We start from the raw sequence: 20,820 nt of genomic DNA on the forward strand, positions 1-20,820 counted from the left end.
CACAAATGACATCCAAAGACAAGCCCACGCGGCCTGGCGGCAAGTCCGCTGGCCGGGACAAGAAACCGCATTTCGCCGACAAGAAGGGCGCTGCGCCGAAAAAGGCTGCAGGAGCCAAGGCTTCCGGCCCGAAGTCTTTCGGTGCCAAGGGCCCCGGCAGGAGCTTCGACGCAAAGACGTCTGATCCCAAGGCCGGCGCTTCGCGTCCGGCCCGGGAGCGCCCGGCAGCGGCTGCAGCGGCCGCCGACGAGCCGCAGCGCATCTCGAAGATCCTGGCGCGCGCCGGCGTTGCCTCGCGTCGCGACGTCGAGCGCATGATCATGGAAGGCCGCATCAGGCTCAATGGTGTCATCCTCGACACGCCCGTGGTCAACGCGACGCTCGCCGATGCGATCGAGGTCGATGGCCAGCCGATCCGCGGTATCGAGCGCACGCGCCTCTGGCTCTATCACAAGCCGGCCGGTCTGGTGACCACCAATGCCGACCCGGAGGGCCGTCCGACCGTATTCGAGAACCTGCCGGACGAGCTGCCGCGGGTTCTGTCGATCGGCCGCCTCGACATCAACACCGAGGGCCTGCTGCTCCTCACCAATGACGGCGGCCTTGCCCGCGTGCTCGAACTGCCGTCGACCGGCTGGCTGCGCCGTTACCGCGTGCGCGCCCATGGCGAGATCGATCAGGAAGCGCTCGACAAGCTGAAGGACGGCATCGCCGTCGACGGCGTGCTGTACGGCGCCATCGAAGCGACGCTCGACCGCGTCCAGGGCTCGAACGTCTGGATCACGATGGGGCTTCGCGAAGGCAAGAACCGCGAAATCAAGAACGTGCTCGGCGCGCTCGGCCTCGACGTCAACCGCCTGATCCGCATCTCCTACGGCCCGTTCCAGCTCGGCGAACTGCCGGAGGGACACGTCCAGGAAATTCGCGGTCGCACGCTGCGCGACCAATTGGGACCGCGCCTGATCGAGGACGCCAAGGCGAACTTCGACGCGCCGCTTTACAATGATCAGGCGGCGACCGTTGCCGGTGAGGCTGAAGACGACGCCGCCGACACGCGCAGGCCGGAGCGCAACAACCGCTGGGAAAAGCCGGAGGACAAGCGCGAGCGTGCCCTTTCTCGTCTGGACACCCGTCGTGACGACCGCCGCGACGGTGGTGGTCGTGGCAAGGATGGTGCCCGCGGCAAGGGTGGCCCGCGCGAAGACCGCGACGCCAAGTTCGAGGATCGGCCGAAGCGCGCGCCGGCTCAGCGCGCCCGCACGGCCAATGTCTGGATGGCGCCGGGCGCCCGCCCGCTCGCCGAAAAGAAGCCGAAGTCCGTTGATGGCGATGCCACCGAGAAGTCCGCCCGTCGCGAGCGTCCGGAAAGCGCGCCGAAGTCCAAGCGCTACGGCCGCAACAAGGATGGTCTGGCGACGAAGACGACCGGCAAGTTCGACCCGGACCGCAAGGGTGGCCCGCACAGAGACTTCGACCGCGCCGATCGTCCGGCGTCTGCCGCGCCGGTCAAGCGTCGCGACGACGAGGGCGAATGGATCAGCGCCAGCGAGCCTGCCCGTCGCGGCAAGGACGAGGGCCGCGATGGCGGCTTTGGCCGACGCAAGTCGGGCGACGCGGGTGACCGCAGGTCGCGCGATCACGGTGACCGTCCTGCGCGCCGTGACGGCGGCGACCGTCCCCGTTCTGAAGGCGGACCGCGCAGCCATTCCGACAAGCCGAGGGCGCCACGCGCCGACGGTGATCGTCCGCAGCGTCGCGAAGGCGGTGAGCGTTCGTTCAGTGACCGTCCGGCTCGCAGCGACGGCGGTGATCGCCGGTTCGACAAGCCGCGGGCTCCACGCGCTGACGGTGACCGTCCGCCGCGTCGCGAAGGTGGCGACCGTCCGTTTGGCGACAAGCCTCGCGGCAAGTCGTTCGGCGGCAAGCCCTCGGGCGGAAAATCCTTCGGTGAACGCTCCGGCGGTCCGCGCGGCGGTAAGCCTGGTGGCGGCAAGCCCGGCGGTGGACGCCCCGGCGGTCCTGGTCGCTCCGGCGGCGGGCGCCCGGCTGGCGGCGGCAAGCCGCGCGGCAGAGGAAACTAAGCGGTCGTGCGGATCGTCGGCGGAGAGTTTCGGGGTCGCAGCCTGGCGACCCCAAAGTCCAACGATATCCGGCCGACCACGGACCGGACGCGCGAAAGCCTGTTCAACATTCTGAGCCATTCCTATCCGGACGCGCTCGACGGCACGCGTGTGCTCGACCTTTTCGCGGGCACCGGCGCCGTCGGCTTCGAGGCGCTGTCGCGCGGATGCCGGCATGCGCTCTTTGTCGAGCAGGGCGTCGAGGGCAGGGGCCTGATCCAGACCAACGTCGAGACGCTCGGCCTGCAGGGCCGGGCCAAGGTCTTCCGGCGCGACGCCACGAGCCTTGGCGGCGTCGGTACGATGGAGCCGTTTCATCTCGTCTTCGCCGATCCGCCCTACGCCAAGGGGCTGGGCGAAAAGGCATTGGAGTCGGCTGCCATCGGCAACTGGCTGGTGCCCGGCGCCCTGGTGATCCTCGAAGAGCGGGCAGATGTCCAGCCGGCGCCGGTCGCAGTCTTCGAAAACCTTGACGTCAGGGTGTTCGGCGACACGCGCATGCATTTCTATCGGTTTCGCGGAGCCTGATGCCGTAATTTCGGTTGAGTTGCCGGGATAGGCTCAGCCGGACGACGCCATTTTCTCAACCCGCCCAGCGCGGAGGCATGCCGATGAAGCAGGATCTTTCGATGACGCATGGATCGGCGGAAGCCCCGGCGCGGCCCACCGTCGCGCTGGCGCTTGGCGGTGGCGGCGCCCGCGGTCTTGCGCATATCCATGTCATCGAGGCGCTGGATGAACTCGGCATTCGGCCGGTCGCGATCGCGGGCTCGTCGATCGGCGCGATCATGGGCGCGGGCATGGCGGCGGGTTTGCGCGGCGAAGAGATCCGGGCCCATACGCTTTCCACCGTCGGCCACCGGCGCGAAGTGGTCAACCGCCTGTGGCAATTGCGGCCGTCGAGCCTTTCCGAAGCGATGGCGAGCGGCTTCCGCTTCGGCCAGTTCAATGTCGAGCGGGTGCTCAAGGCCTTCCTGCCCGAGGCCATCCCGCAAAAATTCTCCGACCTCGAAATCCCGCTGAAAGTAGTCGCCACCGACTATTACGGTCAGACGGAGAAGATCTGCGAGAAGGGCGACCTCCGCAAGGCCCTGGCTGCGTCTGCGGCGCTGCCGGCGATCTTCACGCCGGTCCGGATCGACGGGCGGGTCATGATCGACGGCGGCATCTACAATCCCATTCCCTTCGATCACCTGCGCGGCCTTGCCGATATCGTCATTGCGGTCGATGTCGTCGGCGGGCCGGATGGCGACGGCAAGGCGATCCCGAGCCGGATCGACAGCCTGTTCGGCGCGAGCCAGCTGATGATGCAGTCGATCATCGCCATGAAGCTGAAGGAGGGGGCGCCGGACATCCTGTTGCGTCCCGATGTCGGCCGCTACCGCGTGATGGATTTCCTGCGCGCCCAAGACGTGCTGAACGCAACGGCTGCGATCAAGGACGAACTCAAGCGCGCACTCGAAGAGCGGATGACAGCGCCAAGGCTCACCTGAACCTTGGTGTTTGAAGCTTGGGGCCTGAACAACCTTGGCAATGACGGCGCGTGCCGTCGCAGCGTGAGCGGTTAGGCGCTTTCGCGCTCGTCCGCGGGAAGGCCCGGGAGGATCCGTTCGCCGGTCTCTTGCGAATGGTCGACCTCGCGCTTCGGCTTGACCAGCGGCTCCGGACGCACAGGCCGCGAGTGCAGCATGTCGCGGCCGGCGGTGATGCCCTCGGCCTCCTGCAGCACGAGGCGCGCCTCGTCGCGCTTGCGGATGTCGTCCATGATCGCGATCGCCTCGTCGTCGCCGACCCCAAGTGCCTCCAGCGTCTTGCGGCCGAAGAGCAAGCCGGACTCGAAGGTCTCGCGCAGCTCGTAGTCGACACCCTTGGCGCGCAGTTCCAGCGTGTGCAGACGATCGTAGGAGCGGGCGTAGATGCGTGCATTCGGATATTCGGATTGCACGAGATCGATGATGTGGTCGGTCGTTTCCTTCTTCTGGGTGCAGACGGCGACGATCTTGGCCCGTTCGATGCCGGCGGCGCGCAGCACGTCGAGGCGGTTGCCGTCGCCGAAATAGATCCGGAAGCCGAAGGTCGCGGCCTGGCGCACGCGCGCGGCGGAATGATCGATGATCGTCACATCGCGACCGCCGGCAAGCAGGATCTGGGCGGCGATCTGGCCGAAGCGGGAGAAGCCGATCATCAGCACATCGGCATTGGCGCCATCGAAGTCTTCTTCGATCTCTTCGTCCATCTCGTCCTGCTCGCGCATCAATTTCGGCGCGAGCATGGAGGCAAGGGGCGTCAGCGCCATCGACAGGGTCACGATCGCGACCAGCAGCGAGGCGTTGCCGTCCGAGAAGACGCCGGCGCTTGCCGCCGCCGTGAACAGCACGAAGCCGAACTCGCCGCCCTGCGGCAAAAGCAGGCTGATGCGCACGGCGTCATTGTGATGTGATCCGGTGAAGCGGCAGAGCCAATAGAGAACCAGGCTCTTCAGTGCCATCAGCAGCGGCACGGCGATGATGATCAGCTGGTACCGCTCGACGATGACGCCGAGCTCCAGCGACAGGCCGACCGCCATGAAAAACAGCGCCTGCAGGATACCGCGAAACGGCTCGATATCCGCCTCGAGTTCATGGCGGTAGGAGGACTCGGCCAGCAACACGCCTGCAAGGAAGGCACCCATGGCCATCGACAATCCGGCGAGCTGCATCATGGTCGCCGCCCCCATGACCACAAGCAGTGCGGCGGCGATCATGACATCGCGTGCGCCGGTGCGAGCGATGAGCTGGAACAGCGGATTCACAAGGTAGCGCCCGGCAGCGAAGAGCACGACGATCGCAGTGGTGGCGATGGCGAAATCCTCGAGCGGCGGCGTGGTGTCCTCGGGCGCCTGTGCCGCCAGCAGCGGGATCAGCGCCAGAAGCGGCACGATCGCGAGATCCTGCAGCAGCAGGATCGAGAAGGCGCGTTGCCCGTAGCGCGTGTTGCGGTCGTTGCCCTCGTCGAGGATCTGCATGGCGAATGCCGTCGACGAGAGGGACAGTCCGAAGCCGGCGATGATGCTGCCGCCATGATCGAGGAGGCCGAGGGCATAGATGGCGTAGGAAAGCAGGATGCCTGTCAGCAGCACCTGCGCCGTGCCGAGGCCGAAGATGTCGCGCCGCATCTGCCAGAGGCGCGAAGGCTTGAGTTCGAGCCCGATGATGAAGAGCAGGAAGACGACGCCGAGTTCCGAGACGTGCAGGATCTGCTCGCCTTCGGTGATGCTTTGGGCGACAGGTCCGATCAGCACGCCGGCCGAAAGGTAGCCGAGGATCGTGCCGAGCCCGAGCCGCTTGAAGATGGGAGCGGCGATCACTGCGCCACCGAGCAGCATCAGGGCCTGGGAATAGATGATCGGTGTCGTTGCCATGCCTCAGGCTTTCACTGTTGCTGAACCCGGCCCCCAAGCGGAGCATTCGAGAGCGCTTCATTTGCGGTGTTTGAGCGGGAATCGGGTCGATGCCCTTGATGCCTGCTTCGCCGCACAATAAATGGGGCAGGAATGAAAGGCCACACCATGTCAGACACGATCGATTCTGCCGACCTCGAAAAACGCGCATCCGAACTCGTGGACCTCGCCCGCAAGGCCGGCGCCGATGCGGCGGACGCGGTGGTGGTGCGCGGGCGCTCCCGCTCCGTCTCCGTCCGCCTCGGCAAGGTCGAAGCGACGGAAGCCTCCGAAAGCGACGACTTTTCGCTCCGTGTTTTTGTCGGACGGCGTGTCGCCAGCGTTTCGGCCAATCCGGGTTTTGACCTGAAGCTGCTCGCCGAGCGCGCGGTTGCCATGGCCAAGGCTTCGCCGGAGGATCCCTTCGCCGCGCTGGCGGACGCCGACCGGCTGGCGAAGTCCTATCCGGACCTCGACCTTTTCGACGCCACGGCGGTTTCCACTGAAATCCTGACCGAGGCAGCGCTTGCCGCCGAAGAGGCGGCACTTGCGGTCTCGGGCGTTACCAATTCCAGCGGCGCTGGCGCATCGGCCGGTATGGGCGGGCTGGTACTCGTCACCTCGCATGGCTTTTCCGGCTCCTACATGGCCACCCGCTTTGGCCGCTCCGTCAGCGCGATTGCCGGCGAGGGCACCAAGATGGAGCGCGACTACGATTATGATAGCCGCCTCTTCTTTGCCGACCTGCGCGACGCCGACGAAATCGGCCGCCTGGCCGGCGAGCGCGCGGTCGCCCGCATCAATCCGCGCCAGGTGCCGACCGCCAAGAATGTCACCGTCGTCTTCGACCCGCGCATGGCCCGCGGCTTCGTCGGCCATCTGGCCGGCGCCATCAATGGCGCGGCTGTCGCCCGCAAGACGAGTTTCCTGCGCGACATGATGGGCAAGCAGATCCTGAAGTCGGGTCTTTCCGTGACCGACGACCCGCTGATCGTGCGTGGCTCCTCTTCGCGTCCCTTTGACGGCGAAGGGGTCAGCGGCGAGAAACTGGCGATGGTCGAAGATGGTGTGCTGAACCACTGGTTCCTGTCCACATCGGCAGCGCTCGAACTCGGGCTTCAGACCAACGGCCGCGGCGTGCGCGGCGGTCCGACGGTCAATCCGTCCTCGACCAATCTGGCGCTCGAGCCGGGATCGATCTCGCGGGACGATCTCATCCGTGGGGTTAACACCGGGTTCTACGTCACCGAGCTGATCGGCCAGGGCGTCAACATGGTGACCGGCGAATACAGCCGCGGCGCCTCTGGCTTCTGGATCGAGAACGGCGAGCTGACCTTTGCCGTCTCGGAAGTCACGATCGCGTCCAATCTCAAAGACATGTTCATGGCGCTGACGCCGGCAGACGACATCGACCGCAAGTTCGGCGTCGCGGCGCCGACGCTCGCCATCGAGGGCATGACGCTCGCCGGCCTCTGACAAGGCCGCTGGAAAAGCAGGCGCGGGAAGCCCGCGCCGATCCCGCCTTCCGGACAAGGGAGAGGCGGGCTGACGGGGTTTTGAATGTCTGACACAGCACCACCGGGCGCGGACTGGAAGCCGGATCTCGACGTGATCCGTGCCGCGGCGGTTGTCGCCGGCGAAACCGCGCTCGGCTATTTCCGCAAGGCGCCCGACGTCCGCTGGAAGAACGAAGGCCGCTCGCCGGTAAGCGAGGCGGATCTTGCCGCAAACGATGTGCTGAAGACGCGCTTGCTTGCGGCCCGGCCCGATTACGGCTGGCTGTCGGAGGAGACGGACGACGATCTGAGCCGGCTGTCGCGCGAAACGGTCTTCGTCGTCGATCCGATCGACGGCACGCGGGCTTTCATCGCCGGCAAGGAACTCTGGTGCGTCAGCGTCGCCGTCGTGCATCGCGGCCAGCCCGTTGCCGGCGTGCTCTATGCCCCGGCGCTCGATGAACTCTTCGAGGCGGTCGCAGGCGGCAGTGCGCTGAAAAACGGTGCCCAAATCTCGGTGCGCGAGGCAAAACCCGGGGAAACACTGCATCTGGCGGCTGCCGAGGACACGATCGGCAAGCTTCCGGCGCCCTATCGCAGCGCCGTTACCCGTATCCCGCATGTGCCGTCGCTTGCCTATCGGCTGGCCATGGTTGCCGACGGGCGGATCGACGGCACTCTGGTGAAGAAGAACTCCCACGACTGGGACCTGGCTGCAGCAGATCTCATTCTAGCGAGCGCCGGCGGCGCGCTGGCCGATCTCGATGCGCAGCCGCTCTCTTACAATCGATCCACTGTCGTTCACGGGGTTCTCTGCGCGGCGGCAAAGCCGCTCTTGCCGGGCCTGATCGCCGCATCGCGGTCCATGGAGCCCCATTGACCTTTGAGGCTGAATGCCTCAAATCAACGCCCACACCCAACAAGAATAAATGGAAGTCCGATGGCTCACGACACCGAGAAAAAACAACGTCTGCACCTCGTCTTCGGCGGCGAACTCACCACGCTGACTGACGTACATTTCCGCGACCTGGACAAGCTCGATATCGTCGGCATCTACCCGGACTACGACAGCGCCCTGACTGCTTGGAAATCCAAGGCGCAGATGACCGTCGACAACGCTCACATGCGTTACTTCATCGTCCACATGCACCGTCTGCTCGACCCGGAAAACGGCTGATGCCGATGAGGTCGGGATGCGCGGTGTTTACCCGCATGCCAGTCGCCCTTAAGTCTCTCCGGGCCGGAACGGCCGGGGAAGGTGGCCTGTCATGAGCAGCTTTCGCGCGCGCCTGGCGCTGTCCAGCTACCGCTGGATCGGCTCGGCCATCTATCCTCTCGTCTGGTCCTACCTTGCCATTCGCGCGGCGAAGGGCAAGGAGGATCCGACGCGCCGCCGTGAGCGCTACGGCCATGCCAGCGAGCCGCGGCCGCAAGGCCCTCTCGTCTGGTTCCACGCGGCAAGCGTCGGCGAAACCAACGCCGTCATCCCGATGATCAAGGAAATCAGGCGGCGCGGCATCCACGTCGTGCTGACGACCGGGACGATGACCTCTGCGCGTGTCGTGGCCGAGCGCCTGGGGTCGACGGTGATCCACCAGTATGTCCCGCTCGATTTCAAGCCGGCCGTCAGCCGTTTTCTCAACTACTGGGAGCCGGATCTGGCGATCATCGCCGAATCCGAGATCTGGCCGATGACCATCCTGGAACTCGGCCGCCGCCATATCCCGCAGGTTCTGGTCAATGGGCGCATGTCCGACCGGACGTTCGCGCGCTGGAAGCGTCGGCCGGCGCTCGCCGATGCGCTGTTCGAGAATCTCGCGCTCGTCATTGCCCAGTCCGATGTCGATGCGGAGCGCTTCCGCACGCTCGGTGCGCTGCCGGTCATGGTGTCGGGCAATCTCAAGGTCGACACCGACGCGCCGCCACACGATCCGCAGGCGCTGAAGGAGTATCGCCAGCAGATCGGCGCCCGCAAGACCTGGGCGGCGATCTCGACCTTCGACGGCGAGGAGGCGGCCGCCGGTGTCGTGCACCGTGCGCTCAAGGAGCGAACCGGCCTTCTGACGATCATCGTTCCGCGTCATCCCGATCGCAGCGACGCCATCGAGGCGGCGCTGACGGCCAAAGGGCTGAAGGTCGCCCGGCGCACGCGCCGCGATCCGCTGACGCCCGACGTCGATATCTTCCTCGGCGACACGATCGGCGAAATGGGCCTCTATCTTCGCCTGACCGAGGTCGCTTTCGTCGGCCGGTCGCTGTTTGCCGAGGGTGGTCAGAACCCGCTGGAGCCGGCGATGCTCGGCTGCGCCATCCTTTCCGGCGGCAACGTCCAGAACTTTCGCGAGACCTATCAGACGCTGGCCAAGAACGGCAGCGCCAAGATCGTGCGCGACGTCGAGATGCTGGCCAAGGGCGTCAACTATCTGCTCGCCAACGACGACATGCGTCGCTCGATGATCGATGCCGGCCTCGAAACCGTGCAAGAGATGCGCGGTGCCCTGTCGGCGACGATGAAGGGACTTGAGCCCTATATCAATCCGCTCGTCGTCAAGGCGCGTCTCAACCCGCCGACCGACAACTGATCCAGCAGGAGACGAAGCCTCGTCATGACCGCAGCCAAAGCCATAGCCGGCATCCTGTTCGACAAGGATGGAACCCTGCTCGACTACGCAAAGAGCTGGGTGCCGGTGAACTACGAACTGGCGCGGATCGCGGCAAAGGGTGATGAGGCCCTGGCCCGCACGCTGCTTGCAGCCGGCGGCATGGACGCCGACACCGGCCACGTGCTGCCCGACAGCCTGCTTGCCGCAGGCAACACGGTCGAGATCGCGACCGGCTTCGTCGGCGCGGGCGCGCCCTTCACGATTGCCGAACTGACGACCCTGCTTGACGGCCTGTTTGCGCGCTCGGCTGAATATGCCGTGCCGGTGACCGATCTCGGCGCTTTCTTCGCCGGGCTGCACGCCAAGGGCTACCGCCTCGGTGTCGCCTCGAGCGACAACGAGCGTTCGATCCGCGAAACGGCAAAGCGCTTCGGCTTCGAGGATTACCTGCACTATGTGGCGGGCTATGACAGCGGCTACGGCGTCAAGCCGGAGCCGGGCATGGTGCTCGGTTTTTGTGCCGCGACCGGCCTTGAGCCGCAGCAGGTCGTTGTCGTCGGTGACAACAATCACGACATGCACATGGGCCGCAGCGCCGGCGTCGGCATGACGGTCGCCGTCTTGACGGGCACCGGCTCGCGCCAGTCGCTTGCGGCGGCTTCCGACCATTGCCTCTCGGACATCACCGAACTCGAAGCTGTCCTCTAGATCGAGTTGCGGCAGCGGCTTGCCGCGATTGCCTTCAGTTGTGCATCGTGATCGGCCCGGTTCAGCGCCCCTGCCGTGGCCGTATCGGTCTCCATAGCTTGCGTTTTTTCCCGTTCTGACGTTTTTTGTCGCAATCCGCCGGTTTCGACCGGCGAACAAACCGTCCCTCCCGGAAACGGAAGGACCTGAGCGGCCGGGAGGCCACGGAACAAAGATGGTATCGGAAGCGCCGCCATTCTGGTGGACCAAGGCGGATTGGCGTGCGCGCGCGTTGTGGCCGTTCTCATGGGTTTACGGACGGATTGCCGGCATGCGCATGGATCGCGCGCAGCGCGCCTCCGTGCCGGTCCCGGTCATCTGCATCGGCAATTTCACCGTCGGCGGCGCCGGCAAGACGCCGACCTCCATCGCGCTTGCCCGCGTCATCCGCGAAAAGGGGCTGAAGCCCGGATTCCTCAGCCGCGGTTATGGCGGCTCGCTCGACGTGACGACCGTCGTCGATCTGGAACATCATCGCGCCCGCGACGTCGGCGACGAACCGTTGCTGTTGGCGAAGGAGGCCTTGACCGTCGTCTGCCGCCGCCGCGTCGATGGGGCTCGTCGGCTGGTGAAGGAAGGCGTCGACATCATCATCATGGACGACGGTTTCCAGAGCGCGCGGCTGGCCTTCGACTTCGCGCTTTTGGTGATCGATTCCCGCCGCGGCATCGGCAACGGCTATCTGGTGCCGGCGGGCCCGGTGCGGGCGCCACTGTCGAACCAGCTCCGCCACGCCACGGCCCTGCTCAAGATCGGTGACGGCACCGAGGCCGACGCCCTGATCCGTCGCGCCGCCCGCGCCGGCAAGCAGATCTACGAAGCCGACGTCATAAGGCACGACGACGGATCGCTAAATGGCGTCAAGGTGCTTGCCTGGGCGGGCATTGCCGATCCGGAGAAGTTTTACCGCACCGTTCGGGAGACGGGCGCCGTCATCGAGGAAACCCGCAGTTTTCCCGACCACCACCATTTCTCCGAGGACGAAATCGCCGATCTGCTCGACCAGGCTGCAGCGCTCGGCTGCCAGCTCGTTACCACCGCCAAGGATCTGGTGCGCCTGGAGCCCGGCCACGGCCGCGCCGCCGAACTCGCCGCAGCGAGCAGGGTGATCGAGATCGATGTGCGCTTCGACGACCCGATGGCGCCGAAGAAGATCATCGAGACGGCGCTTGCCGCGGCGCGTGCCCGCAAGCTGCGCGAAGGCGCGGCTAAGTAACGGCGCCGTGTAGGTCGTGGCGCCGGAGTGCCGTTGTTGGTGTCCGGGCTTGATTAGCGGCGCTGGTTGGGCAGCGCGCCTGCGCGCTTTTCCGCCTCGAGCGAGGCTTCCGCGTCGACATAGGGCTCCTGCCGGGCGACGCTCCAGTAACGCAGTTCGTCGACGGGGATGATCTTGCCGGTCATCGCGCAGACCACGTGCGAACCCGCAAGCACGATCTGAAAGTCGCCGTCGAGATAACGGATCTTCGCTTCGCGCGAAGCGCTTCCTTCAAACCGGTTCATCATGCTCGGCGCCTGTTTCCGTCTTCGTTATTGGTTCTCTGGTCTAGCTCGCCGTCCGAAAAAATGCCAGTCGCATTTCGCCAGGCGTGAAGATCAGCTCCGACCGAACAGCCGTTCGATATCGGAGAGCTTGAGTTCGATATAGGTCGGCCGGCCGTGATTGCACTGGCCCGAGCCGGGTGTCGCCTCCATTTGCCTCAAGAGCGCGTTCATCTCCTCGATGCGCATGCGCCGTCCCGAGCGCACCGATCCGTGGCAGGCCATGGTCGCGGCGAGATATTCGAGCCGGCTCGTCAGCCCGCTTGCCGTATCCCATTCGGCAAGCTCGTCGGCGAGCTGGCGCACGAGACCGACGGCATCCATTTCGCCGAGCATGGCCGGCGTTTCGCGCACCGCAATCGCGCCCGGGCCGAAGCGCTCGATCGCAAGGCCCAGGCGGGAGAACTCCTCCGCATGGGCTATCAACCGGTCGCAGTCGTCTTCGGGCAGATCGACGATCTCCGGGATCAGCAGCGCCTGCGCGGCGACCGGCCGTGAATGCAGTGCCGTGCGCATCGCCTCGAACACCAGCCGCTCGTGCGCGGCATGCTGGTCGACGATGACAAGGCCATCATCGGTCTGGGCGACGATGTAGTTCTCGTGCAGCTGCGCGCGCACGGCGCCGAGCGGGAAGGATTGCGGTGCTGCCGGTTGCGGTGCCTCCGGTGCCGGCACCGGCGTCTCCCGATCGAACGGGGTGGCAACACGCGCCGAAGGGGCGGAAAACGCTGCAAAGCTCGCCTGCGGCGGCTCAGCGAGATGGCGCAGCATGGCGTCGAATTGTGTCGGCCGCGACGGTGAGGTCTCGGCGCTCCAGGGCTGCGGGCGGTAATCGCCGGAGCGGAAGGCCTGCATCATGCCGCGGGCGCCCGTCGTTGCGGCGCGGTCGCCGTCGCGCGTCAGCGCCTGACGGATCGCGCCGATGATCAACCCGCGGATCAGGCCGGGGTCGCGGAAGCGCACGTCGGACTTTGCGGGATGCACGTTGACGTCGACGAGCGCCGGGTCGAGCGTGATCGACAGCACGGCGACCGGATAGCGGCCGCTCGGGATCGTCTCGGAATAGGCGGCACGGATCGCCGACAGCAGCAACTTGTCCTGCACCGGGCGGCCATTGACGAAGACATATTGCTGCAGCGAGTTGCCGCGATTGTAAGTCGGCACGCCGGCAAAACCGGTCAGTTCGACGTCTTCCCGTGCCGCATCGATCTCGATCGCATTGTCGCGAAAATCCTTGCCGAGCACTTGCGCCATGCGCGCCAGCCGGTCGTCGCCGGTTGCCGGGAATTCGAGCGTCGAGCGGTCGCTGCCGGAGAGCACGAAACGGACCGCCGGAAACGCGATCGCCATGCGGCGCACCACTTCCGAAATGGCCGCCGCTTCCGCCTTCTCGGTCTTCATGAACTTCAGTCGGGCCGGGGTGGCGAAGAACAGATCGCGCACTTCGACGACGGTGCCGGTATTGGCGGGCGACGGGCGGACCGCCTCGGTTTTGCCGCCGGTAACCGCAATGACCGCGCCTTCGCTGGCGCCGGCCGTGCGCGTCGTGATCGACAGCCGGGCGACCGAGCCGATCGAAGGCAGGGCCTCGCCGCGAAAGCCGAGGGTGCGGATGTCGAAGAGGCTGTCGTCGAGCTTCGACGTGCAGTGCCTTCGGACCGCAAGTTCGAGGTCGCCAGGTGCCATGCCCGAGCCGTTGTCGGTGACCCGCAGCAGCGTCTTGCCGCCGCCGGCGGTCGCGATCTCGATGCGGGTCGCGCCGGCGTCGAGCGCATTCTCGATCAGCTCCTTGGCGGCGCTGGCCGGACGTTCGATCACTTCGCCGGCGGCGATCTGGTTGATGAGGGTTTCTGAAAGCTGCTTGATGGCCATGGCCCATTTTCCGGGATTCGCCGCGGAAACGGAAGAGGGGACGGTATCTCGTCCCCGGTCGCGAGCGCTTGGTGCCGACACCCTTGAAAAATGATCGAGGGTTTAATCGGCCCTTAACACTCTGCTGCGATTTTCCACAACAACCTGAATGATCACGGGTTTTGTCTTTTGAGCCTTGCGGCGTAGCTGGACGCCGCACTCCCGCCGCTCGAAGAGACGCCTGCCAAGGCCACCCCAGCATGTCCCGAAATGAAACCGCCGTTGCAGCGCCGCGCGTCATTATGAAGACGCGGCAGGCCGTTGTGGCACTTTGGATGGCCGCCTGTTCCCCCTGATCTGACGATCCAGGGACACATGCGGTAGGCGAGTGAGGACAGTGCGATGAGCGATGGGGCGCCGAACGGCGCGGACATCAACAGGGTCATTCTTGAGTCGAGTTGCGACGCACTCGGCATCGCTGTGCTTGTCTGCAGCCGGGACGATACCATTCTCTTTGCCAGCCGCACGATGCTGCAATTTTTCCCGGTGCCGGCGGAAGCCCTGATGCCGGGCGCGCGGCTCAGGGACTTCCTCGGTGCCGTCTATGACACCGGTGTCCGTCCGGGCACCGTCCCGGAAAACAGCCGCCGACGCACCAACCGCGAGGAATGGATTGCCGAGCACATGGCGCTGCATTGGCGCGAGCGCTACGAGAGCGTAGAGCGCGCCGGCCGCACCCGCTGGGTTTCGATGCGCAAGCGCCGCCTGTCGAGCGGCATGGGCATCCTGTCGATCAGCGACGTCTCTGACCAGAAGAAGCGCGACGAACAGCTTCAGACCGACCTGGAGCGGGTGGAGCTGACCGAGCAGATCCTCGACGCGCAGCCCAATCCCATCTGCGTCAAGGACCGCAATCTCAATTACATCGCAGTCAACAAGGCCTTCTGCCTGATCCATGACCTGGCGCAGGACGCCATCCTCGGCCGCTCAGCCTGGGACCTGGTCGAGAGCGACCTGGCGGAGCGCTTCGAACAGTCCGATCGCATGGTGCTTGAAACCGGCAAGCCGTTTTCGCAGGCCGAGCACATCGTGCGTGCCGACGGCAGCGACCTCTGGGTGCTGACCCGCAAGTACCGCGTCGGCATGCCCGGCCGCCATTTCGTCGTCACCTGCATGAACGACGTGACCGATATTGCCGTCTGGTATCAGGGCGGCGAGGAGCCCTCGGGCGAGGTCGCCCTGCAGATCCGCGACTACAGCATTTTTGCCGCGGCGCAGAATTTCTACGATCCTTTCCGGGCGCTGAATGTCCAGCAGCTCGTCGAGGCGGGGTCGATGATCGAGACCTTGCCGGCGCGCGGCCTGCGGGTGCTTCTGGCGACCGACGACCGAGCGCTGGAGGAGCGGCTTGTCGCCCGGCTGCGCGGCTCCGGGCTCGACGCCTGCGCCGTTCGCGATGTCGACGAATTGCACGCCTTCTGCGCTGCTGTCGACGAGGCGGGGCTGAAACTCGACATCCTGCTGCTCGACGCGGCTTTCCCCGAGCGGCAGAAGATCGCTGCCGGCTGGCGCGACAGCCCGATCCTTCCGGTGTCCGCCGATCAGGACGGGGCGGCGGTGCTTGCGGAAGTCTTCCGTGTTTGTTCCGAGCGCGCGGGTGCCGCGCTGCAACCGGAATGGTCGCTGTCGTTCGAGGCCGAAGAGATCGCGCCGCCGCCGCCGGCTCCGCAGGTCGACGTGCTCGTTGCCGAGGACAATCAGATCAACCAGTTCGTCTTCACCCAGATCCTCGAGGGGCTCGGCGTTTCGCATCGGATCGCCGCCAACGGTCGCGAGGCCGTCGAACTCTGGCACGAACTGCAACCGGCCCTTGTGCTGATGGATGTGTCGATGCCGGTCATGAACGGCTTCGACGCAACCGTCGCAATCCGGTCGGCTGAAAAGGGACGCGCACAGAAAACTCCGATCATCGGGGTTACCGCCCAGGCCTTGGATATCGACCTGCAGCAATGCAAGGCATGCGGCATGGACGACCACATCATGAAGCCGGTGAGCCCCGATATGATCGAGGCGGTGTTGAGAAAATTCATGCCGGTGAAGGCAGTACGAACGGCAGGTTGAGTAAAAGGCGTGTCAACTCGCTAGAATTGGGGAGGCCAATGGCAAATCTTGGAGCGGCACGATATCGGATTGTTAACCGCCGATTGCGATCGTCTGCCCCGAATTGCCGCTAAAGTGTAGAGCCCCATCCGTATGCCTCGCATCCACCTCGTTGCCCAAGCCCCGGTCGTGTCGGAAAGACACAGCCGGTTTGCGTCGTGGCGCATGCTGGCGGCGGGCTCGATCGCACGCCATCCCTGCCAGATGAGTGGGGGACGGCGATGATGACAGCGGAAACACCTTACCACCGTGTTGGCCGCGAGGCGCCTGCGGCCCGGGGTGATGTCGATCAACTGACCGGGCTCGGCAACGCCCGTTGCCTGCGCCAGTGTGTCCTTGATCTCGCCGAGGAGCGTGCCAGTGACCCGGCTCCGTTCACCATCGGCCTTGCCAATATCGATGGTTTCAAGCCGATCAATGACCTGTTCGGACCGGAAGCGGGCGACGAGATCCTCTGCCAGGTGGCCTATCGCCTGAAGGCCTGCGCGCCCGAGGGTGCCACGATCATCCGTTTCGACAGCGATGAATTTGCCTTCGTGTTGCCGCTGATCTTCGAGCGCAAGGGCGCCGAGAAGATCGGACAGATGCTGAAGGAGGTGCTGTCGGCCCCCTTCGATCTCGGCGACCGTCACGTTCGTCTTTCCGCCTCCTTCGGTTTCGCCGTTTATCCCTTTGCCGGAGAGGTATTCGAGGACCTCCTGAAAAGCGCCGATACCGCGCTTTATCGCTCGAAGCGCCGCGGCCGCGGGCAGATCACCGTCTACTCGCAGGAGATCGCCCAGGAGATGAAGCGCGCGACGCAGCTTGAGCAAGCGCTGCGCAACGCCATCATCGCCAACGAGGTTGACGTGCACTTCCAGCCGATCGTCGATCTGCGCAACGACGCGGTTGTCGGCTTCGAGGCCTTGGCGCGCTGGTGCGATGCCGATCTCGGCTATGTCTCGCCGGCGGTGTTCGTGCCGCTCGCCGAAGAGCGCGGTTTCATCGATTCGCTCGCCGAGGTCCTGCTGCGCAAGGCAGCCCATGCCGCGCTTTCCTGGCCGAAGGAGCTCTTCCTCTCCTTCAATCTCTCCTCGGCGCAGCTCACGGATCCGACCACCAGCCGGCGCCTGCTGTCGATCATCAGCCAGATCGGCCTCGACCCGCGGCGCCTGGAGCTGGAGATCACCGAAACGGCCGTCATGGCCGATGCGGATATCGCCCAGAAGATCGTTGCGGAACTGCGCGCCGCCGGCGTCCGCGTCTCGCTCGACGACTTCGGCACCGGCCAGTCGAGCCTTGGCCGGCTGCGCGACTTCTCCTTCGACAAGGTCAAGATCGACCGGGCCTTCGTCTCGCGCATTTCTGCCGATCGTGCCTCGGAGCACATCATCAAGGCGATTGTGTCGATGTGCGAGGGGCTTGAGCTCGAAGTCGTCGCCGAAGGCATCGAGGACTTTTCCGAGGCCCTGAAGCTGAAGGCGCTCGGCTGCGGCCTGGGGCAGGGCTACTTCTATGGAAAGCCCGCCGATGCGGTGGCGACGATGCGCTATCTCGCCGATCGCTACCGCGATCTTCCCGCCCAGGCCTGATCCGGGTTAGTCCTCGGCGCCGGGCATCGCTGCACGGTCGCGCCGCCCCTCATCCAGCAGCCAGTCACGCACCCTTTTGGCCTGCGCATTCAGTTCGCGCGATCGCGGCCAGACGACGTAGAAGGCAAGGCCCGTCTTCAGCACGTGTCCGGCGACCGGAACCAGCGCGCCCGAGCGGATCTGCGGATAGATCAAGTGTTCCCATCCGAGCGCCACGCCTTCGCCGGATAGCACCGCCTGGATCACCAGGACATAGTCGTTGATCGAAAGCCGACGGGCCTGTTTGGGATAGGCAAGGCCGGCGCTCGCAAACCACTCGGTCCAGTCGCAGGCGCGTCGGACCGGCTCTTCCAGATGGATGAGGTTGTGCCGTGGCAGGTCGGCGGCCGTCTTCGGCAAGCCGTGCCGCTCGATATAGGCGGGTGTGGCGACCGCGTTGACCACCTCGTCGGCAAGCAGGGCGGCATGGTAACGCGGCCAATGGCTTGGGTCGCCGCCGCGGATGCCGAGCGGGATCGGCTCTTCTTCCAGATCGAGGTCGCGCACGCTGGTCTGGATCCGGAGATCGATTTCCGGCAGGTCCTCGCGCATGCGGTTGAGGCGCGGCAGCATCCACATCGAGGCAAAGGCGGTGGAGGCCGCGAGCGTCACGTTGGTCTCGCGGCCCTTGGCGCGAATGTCTTCGGCCGACTTCTGGATGCGCGACAGGCCGACGGAGACGTCGGCATGAAACTTCTCGCCCGCTTCCGTCAGCTCGACCGCGCGGTGCACGCGATGAAACAGCGGCACGCCCAGCTGTTCCTCAAGACCGCGCACGGCGTAGGAGACTGCAGCCTGGGTCATGCCGAGCTCGTTGGCAGCACGGGTGAAGTTCTGGTGGCGGCCGGCTGCCTCGAACACGATGAGGCTTGCGGCGGACGGGAGCAGGCGGCGCAGGTTTTCCATAAATGACGCTTATAGCATGGATCGAATTTTTCCAGCGTTACAGTGGAATTTTTCGCCCATAGCATCATCTGAGATGATGGGAGGATATGGGCATGGATACGGCACTGGCAACGGACGCGGCGGCACCGAGACGGACACGCGGCACACGGCCGAACCGGCGCGAGGGCGCAGGACGCAGCCTCGGTGTTCCCTACATCACCAGAAACATTCCGACCTACGATATCCTTGGCGAGGAAAGCCTGCTTCGGATCGAGGCGATTGCCGATCGAATCCTTGCCGAAGTCGGCATCGAGTTTCGCGACGACCCGGTTTCTCTCGATCACTGGCGAAGGGCCGGCGCGAAGGTCGACGGCGTCCGGGTGACCTTCGCGCCGGGCATGCTGAAGGAAATCGTCGCCTCGGCGCCGCACCAGTTTACCCAGCATGCCCGCAATCCGGCGCGCAATGTCGAGATCGGCGGCAACAACGTCGTCTTCTCGCCGGCCTATGGCTCGCCCTTCGTCATGGACCTCGACAAGGGCCGGCGCTACGGCACGATCGAGGACTTCCGCAACCTGATCAAGCTGGCGCAGTCGAGCCCCTGGCTGCACCATTCCGGCGGCACGATCTGCGAGCCGGTCGACGTGCCGGTCAACAAGCGCCACCTCGACATGGTCTACAGCCACATCAAATATTCCGACCGCGCCTTCATGGGTTCGATCACGGCGGAAGACCGTGCCGAAGATTCGATCGAGATGGCGCGCATTCTCTTTGGTCGCGATTTCGTCGATCGCAACTGCGTCATCCTCGGCAACGTCAACGTCAATTCGCCGCTCGTCTGGGACGGGACGATGACGAAGTCGCTGCGCGCCTATGCGCGGGCAAACCAGGCCGCGGTCATTGTGCCCTTCATCCTTGGCGGCGCCATGGGGCCGGTCACCAATGCCGGCGCCATCGCCCAGTCCTATGCCGAGACGCTTGCCGGCTGTGCGCTGACCCAGCTGGAGCGCAAGGGCGCCCCGGTCATTTTCGGCAATTTCCTGTCGTCCATGTCGCTGCGCTCGGGCTCGCCCACCTTCGGCACGCCGGAACCGGCGATCGGCAGCATGGTCGTCGGCCAGCTTGCGCGCCGGCTCGGCCTGCCGCTGCGCTGTGCCGGCAATTTCTCCAATTCGAAGCTGCCGGATGCACAGGCGATGCAGGAAGGCGCGATGTCGATGCTCTCGGCGGTGCATTGCGGCGCGAATTTCATCCTGCATTCCGCCGGCTTCGTCGATGGGCTGCTCGCGATGTCCTACGAGAAGTTCGTTATGGACACCGACTTCTGCGGCGCGCTGCATTCCTATCTTGCCGGCGTGGTCGTCGACGACAACACGCTGGCCATGGACGCCTTCCTGCAGGTCGGTCCCGGCAGCCATTTCCTCGGCTGCGACCACACCATGCGCAACTACCAGACCGCCTTCTGGGATTCGGCCCTTTCGGACAACGAGCCCTTCGAGAAATGGGTTGAGGAGGGCGAGACCGACATGGCGACGCGTGCCAACCGCGCCTGGAAGAAGACGCTTGCCGAATATGAAGCGCCGCCGCTGGATGTGGCGCTCGACGAGGCGCTGATCGATTATGTCACGCGCCGCAAGGAGAGCATGGCGGATGCTTGGTACTGACGAAGCCGGCATTCTCGGTCGCCTTTCAAGGAACAGGAAACGACATCGTCGAAAGATCCGCTGCTGCAGTCTTACCGCCTGAGCCGACGACCTCGTCGTGTCGAGCTGGGATATCATCGCCGGGACGGTGAAGCCGGAGGGGCCGGTGCCGCTCTATGACGACAACGGCGCCCATAGCTGCATGATGGCGGCCGAGCTGATCGCGCGAGGCGGCGGCGAGCAGATCGTCTCGCCCGAGCGCATGTTCGCGCCCGAGGTCGGGGGCATTAACCATGTGCCCTATGCGACCGCCTTTGCCGAACACAATGTCCGGGTGACGATCAACACGCGGGTGAAATCCGTTCGGCGGGAGTGCAATGGCCTTGTTGCGACGCTCGGTTCCGATTTTTCGGACAAGGCAACGGTCAAGGGGCGTGTCGCGCCACTGGTGGTCGAGCATGGCACGGTGCCGATGGACGACCTCTGTCGTGAACTCGAGCTGCTTTCTCGGAAGCTGGGGAGCGTCGATTACAAGGCGCTGCTTCGCGGTAAGAACCCCACCCCGCAGAAAAACCTCGATGCCCGCTTCGACATGTTCCGGATCGGCGATGCCGTCGCCAGCCGCAACATCCACGCGGGCATTTACGATGCCTACGCGACGGAGTGCTCGCCTGACGCAAAGCCAAGGCGGCGGTGCCTGGCACCGCCGCCCGTTGGAAGGCGTACTGAACAGCTTGGAATGCTACGA

16 protein-coding genes and 1 pseudogene are annotated in these 20,820 nt (G+C 65.2%); 13 read left to right on the forward strand and 4 right to left on the reverse strand.

The genetic code is table 11. The features are described from left to right. Positions 1-5: 5 nt before the first annotated feature. The 3 genes from IB279_RS04090 (at position 6) to IB279_RS04100 (ending at position 3,613) form a co-directional block, all read left to right on the forward strand. Complete coding sequence (locus IB279_RS04090; RefSeq protein ID WP_192339097.1) at positions 6-2,081, forward strand: pseudouridine synthase; 2,076 nt, start codon at positions 6-8, stop codon at positions 2,079-2,081. Positions 2,082-2,087: 6 nt separating this feature from the next. Further along, the gene (gene rsmD, locus IB279_RS04095; protein ID WP_034800983.1) at positions 2,088-2,648 is read left to right on the forward strand and encodes a 16S rRNA (guanine(966)-N(2))-methyltransferase RsmD; all 561 of its coding nucleotides are present in this window, start codon (positions 2,088-2,090) and stop codon (positions 2,646-2,648) included. 83 nt (positions 2,649-2,731) lie between these two features. Then, the gene (locus IB279_RS04100; protein WP_112770501.1) at positions 2,732-3,613 is read left to right on the forward strand and encodes a patatin-like phospholipase family protein; all 882 of its coding nucleotides are present in this window, start codon (positions 2,732-2,734) and stop codon (positions 3,611-3,613) included. A 71-nt stretch (positions 3,614-3,684) separates the two neighbouring features. Here IB279_RS04100 and IB279_RS04105 read toward each other — a convergent pair whose 3' ends face one another. Then, positions 3,685-5,520 carry a monovalent cation:proton antiporter-2 (CPA2) family protein gene (locus IB279_RS04105; RefSeq protein WP_034800989.1) on the reverse strand — a complete coding sequence of 612 codons (1,836 nt, stop codon included), beginning with the start codon at positions 5,518-5,520 and terminating at the stop codon, positions 3,685-3,687. A gap of 147 nt (positions 5,521-5,667) precedes the next feature. On the opposite strand from IB279_RS04105, the gene IB279_RS04110 reads away from it, so the two are divergent. From IB279_RS04110 to lpxK, 6 genes are all read left to right on the forward strand, one after another. After that, a complete protein-coding gene (locus IB279_RS04110; protein ID WP_113189057.1) occupies positions 5,668-7,014 on the forward strand; it encodes a TldD/PmbA family protein in 1,347 nt (448 codons plus the stop codon). 84 nt (positions 7,015-7,098) lie between these two features. Further along, entirely contained in the window at positions 7,099-7,914 is an 816-nt protein-coding gene (locus tag IB279_RS04115; protein ID WP_034800994.1) for a 3'(2'),5'-bisphosphate nucleotidase CysQ, read from the forward strand. 60 nt (positions 7,915-7,974) lie between these two features. Next, a complete protein-coding gene (locus IB279_RS04120; protein ID WP_043620984.1) occupies positions 7,975-8,211 on the forward strand; it encodes a DUF4170 domain-containing protein in 237 nt (78 codons plus the stop codon). A 91-nt stretch (positions 8,212-8,302) separates the two neighbouring features. Continuing rightward, on the forward strand, positions 8,303-9,616 hold the full coding sequence (waaA, locus tag IB279_RS04125; protein WP_110818509.1) for a lipid IV(A) 3-deoxy-D-manno-octulosonic acid transferase: 1,314 nt from the start codon (positions 8,303-8,305) through the stop codon (positions 9,614-9,616). A 24-nt stretch (positions 9,617-9,640) separates the two neighbouring features. After that, positions 9,641-10,345 (forward strand): HAD family hydrolase, encoded by a 705-nt coding sequence (locus tag IB279_RS04130; RefSeq protein ID WP_112984035.1) that lies wholly within the window; start codon positions 9,641-9,643, stop codon positions 10,343-10,345. A gap of 214 nt (positions 10,346-10,559) precedes the next feature. Further along, positions 10,560-11,600, forward strand: coding sequence for a tetraacyldisaccharide 4'-kinase (gene lpxK, locus IB279_RS04135; RefSeq protein ID WP_113189055.1), 1,041 nt, complete (start codon positions 10,560-10,562; stop codon positions 11,598-11,600). A 53-nt stretch (positions 11,601-11,653) separates the two neighbouring features. Here the strand turns inward: lpxK and IB279_RS04140 are convergent, their stop codons facing one another. Further along, positions 11,654-11,887, reverse strand: coding sequence for a DUF2093 domain-containing protein (locus tag IB279_RS04140; protein ID WP_034801006.1), 234 nt, complete (start codon positions 11,885-11,887; stop codon positions 11,654-11,656). 90 nt (positions 11,888-11,977) lie between these two features. Then, positions 11,978-13,795 carry a DNA mismatch repair endonuclease MutL gene (gene mutL / locus IB279_RS04145; protein WP_113189054.1) on the reverse strand — a complete coding sequence of 606 codons (1,818 nt, stop codon included), beginning with the start codon at positions 13,793-13,795 and terminating at the stop codon, positions 11,978-11,980. A 381-nt stretch (positions 13,796-14,176) separates the two neighbouring features. Between mutL and IB279_RS04150 the strand changes: the two genes are divergently transcribed. Both IB279_RS04150 and IB279_RS04155 read left to right on the forward strand, forming a co-directional pair. Beyond that, positions 14,177-15,895 carry a response regulator gene (locus IB279_RS04150; RefSeq protein WP_112975948.1) on the forward strand — a complete coding sequence of 573 codons (1,719 nt, stop codon included), beginning with the start codon at positions 14,177-14,179 and terminating at the stop codon, positions 15,893-15,895. 263 nt (positions 15,896-16,158) lie between these two features. Then, the gene (locus IB279_RS04155) at positions 16,159-17,505 is read left to right on the forward strand and encodes a bifunctional diguanylate cyclase/phosphodiesterase (RefSeq protein ID WP_051659581.1); all 1,347 of its coding nucleotides are present in this window, start codon (positions 16,159-16,161) and stop codon (positions 17,503-17,505) included. Between the two features lie 6 nt (positions 17,506-17,511). Here IB279_RS04155 and IB279_RS04160 read toward each other — a convergent pair whose 3' ends face one another. Beyond that, positions 17,512-18,450: a LysR substrate-binding domain-containing protein gene (locus IB279_RS04160; protein WP_112770497.1), complete on the reverse strand. Its 939-nt coding sequence runs from the start codon at positions 18,448-18,450 to the stop codon at positions 17,512-17,514. Between the two features lie 92 nt (positions 18,451-18,542). Here IB279_RS04160 and IB279_RS04165 point away from each other — a divergent pair, with 92 nt between their 5' ends. After that, positions 18,543-20,093: a trimethylamine methyltransferase family protein gene (locus IB279_RS04165; protein WP_060516405.1), complete on the forward strand. Its 1,551-nt coding sequence runs from the start codon at positions 18,543-18,545 to the stop codon at positions 20,091-20,093. A gap of 85 nt (positions 20,094-20,178) precedes the next feature. Beyond that, a pseudogene (locus IB279_RS37070) lies at positions 20,179-20,721 on the forward strand (N-methylproline demethylase); the annotation flags it as partial. Positions 20,722-20,820 lie beyond the last annotated feature (99 nt).

Origin of the sequence: Ensifer sp. ENS06, assembly GCF_014852205.1 — a bacterium.
Taxonomy (GTDB): domain Bacteria; phylum Pseudomonadota; class Alphaproteobacteria; order Rhizobiales; family Rhizobiaceae; genus Ensifer; species Ensifer adhaerens.